The following is a 12,204-nucleotide window of genomic DNA, read 5'->3' as shown; positions in this document are numbered from 1 at the left end:
AGAATTCTGAGTCCAAGAGCAAAACCTAACGCAGACTTTGTGCGCCAATGCAGAGTCATCTGTGCATCCGCATCCAAAAACAAACCGGCCCCGCTTTGAAAGGCGGGGCCGGCATTGATCCGATTATGTTCTTGTCTGTCCTAATTGCGCCCTACCCGCCGGTGAGGCGTTTCAGCAGACCTTTTTTCTCGCCCCCTTCGGGCGCTTCCCCAGGTTCCGAAGCTTCCGCTGGGCCTTCCAAGTTTTCTTGAAAATTGGTGAAAAACTGATCGGCCATCTTTTTGGCAAAGCCGTCAATCAACCGGCTGCCCAGCTGCGCCAACTTGCCACCTACTTTGGCGTCAACTTCATAGGACAACAGGGTACCGACCTCAGTGGCCGCCAGCTTCACATCCGCGCCGCCCTTGGCAAAACCGGCCGCGCCGCCTTTGCCTTCTCCCGTTAGCGTCAGGCTCTCCCCTTCGACCAGATTGGACAGAACTACGTTGCCCTTGAACGTCGCCTTAACTGGGCCGACCTTTTGAACCACAGTGGCCTCGAACCCGTCCTCGGCATTGCCGGTCACCTCTTTGGCACCGGGAACACAGGCCATCAACGTGTCCGCGCTCAGCAGCGCCGCCCAAACCTCTGCCACCGGGGCGGCAATCTCACGTTCGTCACTCATATGCATGGGCTGATCCTCCGGACTTGAGCCATCGTGGTCTTTCGCGCACCCTATGCAGCCAAAACCAGAGCCGCAAGCGTACCAACGTCGTAGACTTCACCGATTGCGACGTGGCAACGGCTCGTTTCGCGTCCAATCATAAGTGCCTTCATCTCGCTCTCGAACCGCGTGCTTCCACCCCATTTCCTCAGAACGCGCTTTGAAACTCATCCCTTCTGGCGAATGCCGCGTGATCCCGTCAAACACCGTCGCCAATCGCTGCGTTTGCTGCAAGCCCGCCATCTCCATCGCCTGATTGACCACCATCTTCTGCATCGCCAACTGGTTGATCGGCACCGACGCCATGCGCCCCGCCAGGGCTTCGACCTCATCATCCAGTTCGCTCGCGGGCACGGCTTTTAGTACCAGCCCCATTTCGGCGGCCTCCCGTCCCGTTATTTTGTCACCCGTCAACAACATGCGTTTGGCCTTTTCCGGTCCCAAGCGTGCCACCCACATCATGGTAGTCGGACAGCCCCAAACCCGCGCGGGCATGTATCCGATCAACGCGTCCTCAGCCATAATCGTCATATCCGCGCACAGTGCGATATCGCTGCCGCCCGCAACGGCAAAACCGTGGATCTTACTTACGACGGGTTTCATTGCCCGAAACAACGACATAAAATCCTGCGTGTTCTGCCACATAAACCGATAGTCCTGCATCGGATCCCACGGCATCTCCTGCACGCCGGGATTTGGTCCTTCGGTTTGCGCAAACTCGGTCAGATCATAGCCCGCACAGAACGCATCCCCCGCGCCTGCCAAAATCATGACGTGCACCTCGGGGTCTTGTTCCGCCTCCGCAACCGCTGCCGCCAGATCGGCTGGCATGCGCATGGAAATCGCGTTCATCACTTCGGGTCGGTTCAGCGTTATCCGCGCGATCCGCCCGTCTTTTTCATATGCCACATGGCTCATAGTCTATCCTCCCTGCCCCACCTCAGCCCGCCCGGCGCCTGCTGACAAGCAGAGCGCGGCGTCACGTCCTTCGGGATGACGTAAATGCAGCTTACGTAACGTCTTGATAAGCGCCACTCTCCACACATCCGCCAAATCCTTTGTTTTCTTAATCGGCGCCACAATATTCCGCTATGCGGAATAACGTTCCGCAAGTTGACACAGCCCTGCGAATCCGGTTTCCTACCCTCAAGACGCGGAACAACTTTCCGCATAGCGGAATTATTGGCGAAAGCCATGGTGGGAGGACATAAGATGATTTCGAGAATTCTTAAGCTTAAAGACGGTGTTGGCTGCGAATACGGCTTGTCAAAATGGGTCAAAATCGATCAGGCCATGATCGACGCCTTCGCCAAGGCCACCGGCGACAGCCAGTATATTCATACGGACCCGGAGGCCGCGAAGGACAGCCAGTTTGGTGGCACCATCGCGCACGGCTTCCTAACGCTGTCACTGCTGTCGCAAATGATCGCAGACGCAGTTCCGCGAACCGAAGCAGAATCCACCGGCGTCAACTATGGCTTTGACAAGGTCCGCTTCGTGGCCCCTGTTCGGGCAGGTGCCGAAATCCGCGGCCGCTTCACCTTGGCAAAATATGCCGAGCCACAACCCGGCGTGATCGAGATGCAATGGAACGTCACCGTGGAAATCCGCGGCGAAGACAAACCCGCGCTGATCGCCCAGTGGAAGAACCTGCGTTTTGAAAACGCCGAAGAACCTCTCAAGAAAGCCGGCTAGGACGTTGCGTCCCAAACGGGACGCATCGCCACCGACGCGATACCGACGTGATACCACCGTCATACAGAACGTGAAAAACAGGACTATTTAGATGCGCGACGCCCTTATCGTCTCCACCGCCCGCACGCCGATCGGCAAAGCTTACCGCGGTGCTTTTAACAACACTCAACCTCAGGAACTGATCGGTCACGCCGTCAAAAACGCCGTCTCCCGCGCTGGACTTGAAGGCCACGAGGTTCAAGACTGCGTCATCGGCGCCGCCCTGCAACAGGGCGCATCCGGCGGCAATATCGCGCGTCAAGCCGCCATCCGCGCGGGCCTGCCTGTGACCGTGGCCGGCATGTCGCTCGACCGTCAATGTGCCTCGGGCATGATGGCGATTGCGACGGCTGCCAAACAGGTTGTGCACGACGGCATGGACGTGGCCATCGGTGGCGGCGTTGAATCTATCTCTTTGGTTCAAAACGAAAAAATGCGCATGGACCGCGCGGGGGATCCTTGGATCAAGGAACATAAACCCGAGCTCTATATGTCGATGCTGGAAACCGCTGAAATCGTCGCGGCACGGTACGGCGTAACCCGCGAAGATCAGGACGCCTACGCGCTTCAGTCTCAGCAGCGCACCGCCGCCGCCCAAGACGCCGGCAAGTTTGACGACGAAATTGTGCCGCTGACGTCGACTATGGGCGTGATGGACCGCGAAACCAAAGAGATCTCCTTCAAGGAGGTCACTCTGGCCAAAGACGAAGGCAACCGCGCCTCCACGACACTGGAGAACCTGCAAGGCCTGAACCCTGTGTTCAAGGGCGGCCAGCAGGTCAAAGAAGGCCAGTTCATCACCGCCGGCAACGCCAGTCAACTGTCTGACGGCGCCTCCGCTTCCGTGATCATGGAAGCAAAAATGGCTGAAAAACAAGGACTTGAGCCTCTCGGTCGCTATGTTGGCGTGATGGCTGCAGGTCTGGAACCTGATGAAATGGGCGTTGGTCCGATCTATGCCGTGCCAAAATTGCTTGAGGCTCACGGCCTGAAAATGGACGACATCGGCCTGTGGGAGCTGAACGAGGCCTTCGCCTGTCAGGTGCTGCAATCGGCCCGCGTTCTGGGCATCCCTAACGAGATCCTGAACGTCAACGGCGGCGCGATCTCGGTGGGCCACCCCTACGGCATGTCCGGCGCGCGCATGGTCGGCCACGCGCTGATCGAGGGCAAACGCCGCGGCGCCAAATACGTCGTCTGCACCATGTGCGTCGGCGGCGGCATGGGCGCAGCGGGTCTCTTCGAAGTCCTGTAAGCCACTGAAACTATTTCCATAAGGCGGTGCATTTGCGCCGCCTTTTTTGTTGACGTTTCCGAACGGCGCTGACAACCTATGCGGGTTATTAGCCGTGGGACCGCCACCAATGATCCTGAAGTTCAGAATGTTCTCAGCCCTCGGTGCGCTTTTTATGGCCGCGCTTCTGACCATGGTGCTCAGCCAGCCCGACTTGATCAAAAAGTCTGCCCTCGGCTTTACCAAGGCACAAATTCAAAAAGACATCGCCGAGCGTTTCCCTGATTTGACCGACAGGCCTCTCACCGAAGGTTTGTCCAAACTTTCACAACGCTACAAAACCCGCAGCGACGCGATATCAATCGGGCTTTCCGAAGGCGTGCATTTGTTTGTTGCTCAGCAAGTCGCAGGACTCTGTGCATGTGACAACGCAGATGAATCCGAGGTCAAAATCGCCACTGGCTTGCAAACCTATATGCAAGAAAGGAGCGCAAAGTTCGATGCCGTCCGCGAGCGACTAGAAGGAGCCATCAAAGGAAAATACGACAGTCTAACCAACGCTCTGTTGCGGGACGTGTCGATCTTTCTTGGCACCAACTTGGCTGCATTTTTCGCCATCTTTTCGGCAACGTTTGTCCGCAACGGCAAGGGGCCAATGTTGGTTTATCCCCTTGTATTGCTCAGCATCGCGCTTGTTGCCAGCGCGTCCATTTACGTGTTCGGTACCGACTGGTTTTACGCCATCCTTTTCCAAGACTATTGGGGCTATGGCTACGCTGTCCTCATCGGGTCCTTGTTTTTGGCACTCATTGATATCACCTTGAACGAGGCCAAGATTACCTCTGGCATCGTCACCCACTTGCCCTCCGCCTTGGTGCCCATCTGTTGACGCCTCACGCCTCGATCACACTCTGGTCAGGTGGGTGCAACAGGCGACAATCGCGTCTTATAGTCTTCTCAAACAGGAGGACTGAAAATGATCACACGCCGCGCCGCTCTTGGCCTTTTTGCAACCGCCCCCATCGCCTATGCGCTGACATCGAATGTGGCACTAGCCGCTGAACCCGAGGTTTTCCAGAACCCCACTGCGATCAATGGATATGACCCCGTTGCCTATTTCACCGAAGGCAAACCCGTCGAAGGTTCCGGCGCCAATGTTGTCGAATGGAATGGCGCGAACTGGCATTTTGCCACAGCACGAAACGCAGCCAAATTCCTCGAAAACCCAGAGGCATTCGCCCCCGTTTTCGGTGGCTATTGCGCCTATGCGGCGTCCAAAGGTTCCCTAGCTCCGACAGTGCCTGAGGCGTGGACCATCCACGAAAACAAACTCTACTTGAACTTCTCGCTCCGCGCTCAAGAACTCTGGCGCGAAGACATCCCCGGCAACATCGAAAAAGGCTTGGCAAACTGGCCCGGCATTCTGGGCTAAGGCAATCAAAAAGGGCGCGCCCCCATCGGAGGCGCGCCCTAAACTAACTCAAAAATTCAACTTACGCCGCATAGCCTTTCATCACCTGCGACAGGTGATAATCAGTATCCCCCAGCTGCGCGTCCAGCATGATCAGGCGTTTGGCATAATGACTGACGGAGTATTCCCACGTCATCGCGATCCCGCCGTGCATCTGGATGCTTTCTTCGGCAATCAAACGTGCCGCACGGCCAATCAGGTTCTTGGCCATCGAGGCGTATTTGGATGCGTCATCCCCGCCCAACTCGGCCGCTGCCTTGATCACAATCGAGCGCGCCTGTTCGATCTCGGTCAGCATGTCCACCGCACGGTGTTGCAGAACCTGAAACTTGCCAATCGGCACACCAAACTGTTTGCGCTGTTTGAAGTATTCAACAGTCGTGGCATGGGTGACTTCCATCGCCCCCACAGCTTCAGCACATAGCGCCACAATGCCCGCGTTGACTGCGTCGTTCAACGCGGCTTCAGCATCGGCCAACACCAAAGTCGCTGGCGCATCATCCATCAGGATCTCCGCCGCGCCGCCGCCATCCATCAAGCCATACCCTGTCACATTGGCATCCGCCGCATTGACTGCAAAAACGCCCAAACCGTCGTCATGTTTTGCGGCGATAAGGATCACATCCGCGATCTGGCCACCATAAACGGTCGACTTGCGACCCGACAGGGTGAACCCGTCGCCTTTGGCCGTGGCTTGCGTGGCAATCTGGTCCAACTCATACGGCGCGTCGATTTCGGTAATGCCCACGGCGTATTTGGTTGCCCCAGTCAGCAACGCGTCCTGATCCCCGCCTGCCGCCGCCAAAAGCCGCGAGGCCATCAGCGCACCAAGGAACGGTTCAGGTGTCAGTGTTTTCCCAAGCGCTTCGAACACCACGGAAATATCAAATCCCGTACCGCCCATTCCACCCGCTTCCTCAGACGCCAGAGCATAAAGCGCGCCCAGCTCAACCAGCTGATCCCACTTCGCGGGATCGTGGTATGGCGCGTCATAAGCGACCTTTATGCGGTGCTCGACGGGATATTGCTCTCCAAGGAACCGGTTTAATGTGTCCGCCAGCATTTGACGGTCTTCAGTCAGATTGAAATCCATCGTTACAGCTCCAGCATGGTCTTGGTCACGATATTGCGCTGGATCTCGTTGGACCCACCGAAAATCGAGGTTTTGCGGTTGTTGAAATATCGCGCCGCATTGTGTTCGGTATCGGCTGGGCCAAACATCAGGTTGCCCTCGGTGATGTGGCCAGGGAACGGCGCAGCCGCTGGTCCCAGCGCACGACGTGCGAGGTCTTTGAGTTCCTGATTGATCACCGTGCCTTTGATCTTCAAAAGCGACGTCTCCGGTCCCGGCGCGCCTTGTTCTTGCGCTTTAAACAACATGCGCAGGTTGGTGATTTTCATCGCCTCAAGATCAATCTCGGCCTGTGCGACACGCGCCGCAAACAACGGATCTTCGATCAGCGGCTTGCCTCCGCGCATGGTCTTGCGCGCGATTGCTTTGACCTCTTCTAGCGATTGCATCGAGAAGCCAACGCCGGCGATGCCTGTGCGCTCATGCGTCAGCAAGAACTTGGCAATCGTCCAGCCTTTGTTTTCCTTGCCAACAAGGTTGCCAACCGGCACCCGCACGTCAGTAAAGAAGATTTCGTTCACCTCATAGCCGCCTTCGATCAACTTGATCGGGCGCACTTCGATGCCCGGCGTGGCCATATCCACAAGGATAAAGCTGATGCCTTCTTGGTTTTTGGCATCGGGATCAGTGCGGCACAGGCAGAAAATCCAATCCGCAAACTGGCCCAACGTGGTCCACGTCTTCTGACCGTTGATCACCCACTCATCACCATCACGTTCCGCGCGGGTCTTAAGCGACGCCAAGTCCGATCCGGCACCCGGCTCGGAATAGCCCTGGCACCACCAATCGGTGCCGTCCAGAATGCGGGGCAGATAATGGTCCTGCTGCTCTTTGGAACCAAATACCTGCAACACCGGACCCAGCATATTTAAGCCAAACGGCACAATGCGCGGCGCATAGGCGCGACAGCATTCTTCCTCAAAGATGTGCTTCTGCACAGGGCTCCAACCCGGCCCGCCAAACTCTTTGGGCCAGATCGTCGCGAGCCAGCCACGTTTGTTCAAAATGGCATGCCATTCTTCGATAATTTCCTTGGTCAACTCTGCACCAGAGCACACCACATCGCTGATACGCTCAGGCAGGTTTTCCGCCAGATAGGCGCGGACCTCGTCGCGAAACGCAAGGTCCTCTGCTGAATAACTCAGGTCCATTGGATCACTTCCCCTTATTCATTTTGTCAAAGCTGCCGCCCTCGTCTGCCATCTTTTGCAACAACGCAGGCACTTTCCAGTAATGCGCGTCTTCCTTGGCGTAGGCTTCAATGCGCGCGACAAGTTTCTTGGCGCCAATGGTATCCGCATAACAGAGCGGCCCGCCACGGTGACGTGGGAACCCGTAACCCATCAAGAACACCACATCGACATCCACTGGGCGCAACGCGATGCCGTCTTCCAGAACCCGCGCCGCCTCGGAAATCATCGCCGTCATATAACGGTCTACGATGTCCTCATCCGTGAACGTTTTGGGCGTGATACCAGCTTCGGCTCGCACGTCATCAATGATCCCGTTCAGGTCGGGGTTCTCCAACGTCTCACGACCTTCATAAACGTAATAGCCCTTGGCAGTCTTGCGCCCGTTCCAGCCATTTTCGCTCAGACGATCCGCAATCGCGCCGCCATAACGTTCCTCGGCAGGGCGTGTCGCCTCAAGCCGTTTGCGTGTCATATAGCCAATGTCCAGCCCTGCCAGATCGCCGACGCGGTGCGGACCCATGGCAAAACCAAAGCCTTCAAGCGCGCTGTCCACTTGATCGGGATGCGCTCCGTCCAGCACCAGATAGCTTGCGACCTTGAGGTAGTGCCCAAGGATACGGTTGCCGATGAAACCATCGCAAACGCCTGCGCGAACGCCGACCTTTTTCATGCGTTTCGCCAGAGCAAAGCCCGTCGCCACAACGGCAGGATCAGTCTTTTCACCCACCACAACTTCGAGCAGACGCATAATATGCGCAGGCGAGAAGAAGTGCAGACCCAACACATCCTGCGGACGGTTGGTCATCGCGGCAATCTCGTTGATGTCGAGATAGCTGGTGTTGGACGCCAGAATGGCACCCTCTTTGCAAATGGTGTCGAGCTTGCCAAAGATCTCTTTCTTGATCTCCATCTTCTCAAAGACAGCCTCGATCACAAGGTCCACATCGCTTAGCGCGTTCATGTCGGTTGAAGCCGTCAGGTTCGCCAGTGCCGCATCGCGTTTTGCCTCCGACATTTTGCCGCGCTTCACTGCGCCGGCCAGATTGCCGGTGATCGTCGCCACACCGCGATCCAAACCCTCTTGCGAGACTTCAATCAGCGTCACAGGCAGACCCGCCATCAAGGCAGATGTCGAAATGCCCGACCCCATCGTGCCGCCGCCAATCACGCCCAGCGATTGCACATCGCGCGGGGTTTCTTTCTTCTCCGGAATGTTTGCCACGGCGCGCTCGCCAAAGAACGCATGGATCATGCCGCGAGATTCATCTGTGCCCATGCAGGCCATGAAAGCCGCACGCTCCGCCGCGAGACCTTCGTCAAACGGCAAGGTCGATGCCGCAACAGCATTGATCGCCTGCACCGGAGCATTTAGACCGCGGGCTTTCTTGGCAACCATCGCTTTGGCCGCTTCGAGAGCCGCTTCATCAGGCTTGGTTTCGATGTCGCGCGTTACGCGGGTTGGCAATGTACCGGCAGCAACTTCCTGTGCGGCAGCCAGCGCAATGTCGCGCGGCTCGCCGTCTTCAATGCGATCAACAATACCGGCTGCCAAAGCTTCTTTGGCGGGCATCTGACGGCCCGACAGCGACAGGTCTAGCGCCACCGGAATGCCTGCCAAGCGCGAAACCCGCTGCGTGCCACCAGCACCGGGCAGCAGACCCAGATGGATTTCCGGAAGGCCCACACGGGCGGTTGGCACAGCAATGCGGGCGTGACAGGACACGGCCAGTTCCAGACCACCACCCAGCGCAGTACCGTGAATGGCCGCCACCAGCGGAATCTCGGATGCTTCGACCTCGTTATAGAGATCCGGCATCATCGGCATCTGAGGCGGTTTGCCAAATTCGGAAATATCGGCGCCAGCAACAAAGGTGCGACCCGCGCAATACAGACCAATCGCCTTGACTTTGCCCTCAGCGTTCAGATCGGCAACGGCCTTCTGCAGACCTTGGCGCATCGCCGCGCTGCCTGCGTTTACCGGCGGATTGTTGATGCAAATCAGGGCGACGTCGCCCACATATTCGACGCTTACAACTTGTGTCTCACTCATCTCGTCTCTCCCTCAAATCTCTTAGCAAATTGTCTCGCCGCCATCGGCCACGATGGTCTGGCCGGTGATATAGGCGCTGGCGTCGGTGGCAAGGAACAAGGCGGTTCCTGCAATGTCTTCAGGCTGGCCAATCCGGCGCAGCGGGTTCTGGCCTTCGACTTTGGCCAGATAATCCGGGTTCTCCCACAAAGCGCGGGCGAAGTCGGTTTTGATCAGACCTGGCGCGATAGCGTTTACACGGATGCCTTTCGGGCCCCACTCTACAGCCAAGTTGCGTGCCAACGACGCGTCGGCGGCTTTGGAAATCCCGTAGGCGCCAATCACGGCGTTGCCTGTGATGCCAGAAATCGACGACAGGATCACGACATTGCCGCCACCGCGTTTCGCCATCCCCGGCAGAACCAGATTGCACAGCTGCAACGGCGACAGCACGTTCGCCGTCATGATTTTGGCAAAAGCTTCGTCATCCAGATTGCTCAGCGGGCCAAAAACCGGATTGATCGCGGCGTTGCAGACCAAAACATCGATTTGACCCCATTCTGCCAGCGTCTTTTCAACCAGCGCTTCAACTTCGGCACGATGGCTGACGTTACACGGCACCACCAGCGCCTCGCCACCATCGGCGCGGATTGCTTCGGCCACCGGTTCACACGCTTCGGCGGTGCGGCTAGAGATCACAACCTTGGCGCCCGCTTTGGCATACATTTCGGCAATTGCGCGGCCAATACCGCGGCTAGAGCCCGTGATAACGGCAACTTTGCCAGTCAGATCAAACATCAGATTTCCTCCCGAATGTGCGCTGAGACTCACCAAACGCACCAAGTCCATTTGTCTGTATCCTACGGCTGCTTCCGCATCGCGGAAACGCGTTTCGCTGCAATGCGGCCAAAAACGACGCGACGACACTTGGGTGAAATTCCGCATGACGAAACGCCGCTTGACGTTAGGCTACCTCATCGCGGACCCTCCGCAGCACTCTTAAGACCGGAACGCCACATGCCTCATCCAAACGCCCGCATTCCCGATTTCTGGCCCACCGAAAAGCCTTGGACCTTTGATCGCCCGGACACGCCGGTCGACGTCAATCTGGACAAAACCGCTACCAAATGGGGCGACCGGATCGGCATCACTTACAATGGTGCTGACTACACATACACGGACATCGCGACGCGCGTGTCGGCCCTCGCGGGGTATCTGCAACATGTCGGCCTGACCAAAGGCGACCGCGTGCTGCTCTATACCCAAAATTGCCCGCAATACATCATCGCGTTTTACGCCATTTTACGCGCGGGCGGCGCTGTGGTGCCTGTGAACCCGATGAACAAACAGGCCGAGATCGACTATTTAGTGGAGGACACCGGGGCCAAAATCGCAATCTGTGCGCTGGAGTTGTCCGCCAGCATTTTGCCCGCGCTTAATCGCGGCGATCTGCAAACCCTGATCGGAACTCGCATGACCGACATGGGGCTCAAAGGGTTTGACCTTGTACCTGAAAACATGGTCCAAGCCATGAGCGAAACCGAGGCCGAAGCGCTTGGCATGACTGGCTTTCAATCCGCCATCGACGCTGACCACATCCCTGCCCCGCGCGACACCACTTCTGACGATCTGGCAGTGATCCCCTACAGTTCCGGCACCACCGGAAACCCTAAAGGCTGTGTGCACACGCATCGCACAGTGATGGCTTCGCTGGTGGCCGGCGTGATTTGGAACCCGACCACGGAAGTTACTGTACATCTCGGCGCACTGCCGTTTTTTCATGTCACAGGGATGATGAACGGCATGCACGCGCCGCTGATGACCGGCGGGCGCAACGTAATCCTGCCGCGCTGGTCGTCCAAGCTCGCCGCTGGCCTGATTGAACGCTTCAAAATTGCCCGCTGGCGCTCCATCGCCACAATGGCCATCGATCTGGTGAATGATCCGAATTTCGAGACCTACAATCTGTCCTCTCTTGAAATGATCGGCGGCGGCGGGGCTGCGATGCCCGAAGCCATCGCCGGCAAACTCAAGGAGATGACTGGACTGGATTACGTAGAAGGCTATGGCCTGTCTGAAACCATGGCCGCCACGCACGTCAATCCAATCCACGCACCCAAGCGCCAATGCCTTGGGCAACCGGTTTATGAGGTCGACAGCCGTGTGCTGGAAATCGGCGGCGATACCGAAATGCCGCACGGCGAAGTTGGCGAAATCGTTATGCACGCGCCACAGAACTTCCTGGGCTACTGGCAGCGCCCCGACGAAACCAAAGAGGCTTTTGTCGAAATCGATGGTGTGCCGTTCTTTCGCTCCGGTGACATTGGCTACCGCGACGCGGATGGATATTTCTTTATGGTGGACCGCGTCAAACGCATGGTGAATGCGGCTGGCTTCAAAGTCTGGCCCGCCGAGATCGAGATGTTGATGCTGCACCATCCCGACATCGCCGAATGCTGCGTGATCGCGGCCAAAGACGACCGACGCGGTGAATGCGTGAAAGCCGTGATCATTCCCCGCGCCGAGGCCCGCAACACACTCACCGGGCAAGAGATCATCGATTGGTGCCGCACCCAGATGAGCGCCTACAAATGCCCCTCCATTGTGGAATTTGTTGACGACCTGCCCCGATCCGGTGCCGGCAAGGTCTTGTGGAAAAACCTCACATGACGCATAGAAATTCCACCATGCGGAAATACGATTGACCA

Annotated in this window: 11 protein-coding genes; 5 read left to right on the top strand and 6 right to left on the bottom strand. The window is 57.4% G+C overall.

The features are described from left to right. Positions 1–151: 151 nt before the first annotated feature. On the bottom strand, positions 152–670 hold the full coding sequence (locus tag PG871_RS07775; RefSeq protein WP_270727996.1) for a CoxG family protein: 519 nt from the start codon (positions 668–670) through the stop codon (positions 152–154). 90 nt (positions 671–760) lie between these two features. After that, positions 761–1,621, bottom strand: coding sequence for a crotonase/enoyl-CoA hydratase family protein (locus tag PG871_RS07770; RefSeq protein WP_270727994.1), 861 nt, complete (start codon positions 1,619–1,621; stop codon positions 761–763). Between the two features lie 294 nt (positions 1,622–1,915). Between PG871_RS07770 and PG871_RS07765 the strand changes: the two genes are divergently transcribed. The 4 genes from PG871_RS07765 to PG871_RS07750 all read left to right on the top strand — a co-directional run bounded on the left by PG871_RS07765 (position 1,916) and on the right by PG871_RS07750 (position 5,103). Then, complete coding sequence (locus tag PG871_RS07765; protein WP_270727991.1) at positions 1,916–2,398, top strand: MaoC family dehydratase; 483 nt, start codon at positions 1,916–1,918, stop codon at positions 2,396–2,398. 91 nt (positions 2,399–2,489) lie between these two features. Then, positions 2,490–3,692 (top strand): acetyl-CoA C-acyltransferase, encoded by a 1,203-nt coding sequence (locus PG871_RS07760; protein ID WP_270727989.1) that lies wholly within the window; start codon positions 2,490–2,492, stop codon positions 3,690–3,692. 109 nt (positions 3,693–3,801) lie between these two features. Beyond that, a complete protein-coding gene (locus PG871_RS07755) occupies positions 3,802–4,560 on the top strand; it encodes a hypothetical protein (protein WP_270727984.1) in 759 nt (252 codons plus the stop codon). Between the two features lie 87 nt (positions 4,561–4,647). After that, complete coding sequence (locus PG871_RS07750) at positions 4,648–5,103, top strand: YHS domain-containing (seleno)protein (protein ID WP_270727982.1); 456 nt, start codon at positions 4,648–4,650, stop codon at positions 5,101–5,103. A 61-nt stretch (positions 5,104–5,164) separates the two neighbouring features. Here PG871_RS07750 and PG871_RS07745 read toward each other — a convergent pair whose 3' ends face one another. From PG871_RS07745 to PG871_RS07730, 4 genes are read right to left on the bottom strand one after another with little or no spacing between them, the layout of a single operon-like run. Next, positions 5,165–6,235 (bottom strand): acyl-CoA dehydrogenase family protein, encoded by a 1,071-nt coding sequence (locus PG871_RS07745; RefSeq protein WP_270727980.1) that lies wholly within the window; start codon positions 6,233–6,235, stop codon positions 5,165–5,167. Positions 6,236–6,237: 2 nt separating this feature from the next. Continuing rightward, entirely contained in the window at positions 6,238–7,425 is a 1,188-nt protein-coding gene (locus PG871_RS07740; protein ID WP_270727977.1) for an acyl-CoA dehydrogenase family protein, read from the bottom strand. A gap of 4 nt (positions 7,426–7,429) precedes the next feature. After that, a complete protein-coding gene (locus PG871_RS07735; protein WP_270727976.1) occupies positions 7,430–9,517 on the bottom strand; it encodes a 3-hydroxyacyl-CoA dehydrogenase NAD-binding domain-containing protein in 2,088 nt (695 codons plus the stop codon). A 21-nt stretch (positions 9,518–9,538) separates the two neighbouring features. Continuing rightward, a complete protein-coding gene (locus PG871_RS07730) occupies positions 9,539–10,294 on the bottom strand; it encodes an SDR family NAD(P)-dependent oxidoreductase (protein WP_270727974.1) in 756 nt (251 codons plus the stop codon). Between the two features lie 219 nt (positions 10,295–10,513). Here PG871_RS07730 and PG871_RS07725 point away from each other — a divergent pair, with 219 nt between their 5' ends. After that, positions 10,514–12,166, top strand: a complete 1,653-nt coding sequence (locus PG871_RS07725) for a long-chain-fatty-acid--CoA ligase (protein WP_270727972.1) — start codon at positions 10,514–10,516, stop codon at positions 12,164–12,166. The last annotated feature ends 38 nt before the right edge of the window (positions 12,167–12,204 follow it).

Source organism: Shimia sp. Alg240-R146 (assembly GCF_947331465.1).
Classification (GTDB): Bacteria; Pseudomonadota; Alphaproteobacteria; order Rhodobacterales; family Rhodobacteraceae; genus Shimia.
Note: the sequence above shows the minus strand (reverse complement) of the source record. Positions and strands in the feature narration are given on the sequence as shown.

What these genes read in the sequence shown, in the direction of transcription:
- PG871_RS07760 (WP_270727989.1), top strand. Translation starts at nt 2,490, where the DNA reads ATGCGCGACGCCCTTATCGTCTCCACCGCCCGCACGCCGATCGGCAAA.
- PG871_RS07770 (WP_270727994.1), bottom strand. Translation starts at nt 1,621, where the DNA reads ATGAGCCATGTGGCATATGAAAAAGACGGGCGGATCGCGCGGATAACG.
- PG871_RS07745 (WP_270727980.1), bottom strand. Translation starts at nt 6,235, where the DNA reads ATGGATTTCAATCTGACTGAAGACCGTCAAATGCTGGCGGACACATTA.
- PG871_RS07725 (WP_270727972.1), top strand. Translation starts at nt 10,514, where the DNA reads ATGCCTCATCCAAACGCCCGCATTCCCGATTTCTGGCCCACCGAAAAG.
- PG871_RS07740 (WP_270727977.1), bottom strand. Translation starts at nt 7,425, where the DNA reads ATGGACCTGAGTTATTCAGCAGAGGACCTTGCGTTTCGCGACGAGGTC.
- PG871_RS07730 (WP_270727974.1), bottom strand. Translation starts at nt 10,294, where the DNA reads ATGTTTGATCTGACTGGCAAAGTTGCCGTTATCACGGGCTCTAGCCGC.
- PG871_RS07750 (WP_270727982.1), top strand. Translation starts at nt 4,648, where the DNA reads ATGATCACACGCCGCGCCGCTCTTGGCCTTTTTGCAACCGCCCCCATC.
- PG871_RS07755 (WP_270727984.1), top strand. Translation starts at nt 3,802, where the DNA reads ATGATCCTGAAGTTCAGAATGTTCTCAGCCCTCGGTGCGCTTTTTATG.
- PG871_RS07765 (WP_270727991.1), top strand. Translation starts at nt 1,916, where the DNA reads ATGATTTCGAGAATTCTTAAGCTTAAAGACGGTGTTGGCTGCGAATAC.
- PG871_RS07735 (WP_270727976.1), bottom strand. Translation starts at nt 9,517, where the DNA reads ATGAGTGAGACACAAGTTGTAAGCGTCGAATATGTGGGCGACGTCGCC.
- PG871_RS07775 (WP_270727996.1), bottom strand. Translation starts at nt 670, where the DNA reads ATGCATATGAGTGACGAACGTGAGATTGCCGCCCCGGTGGCAGAGGTT.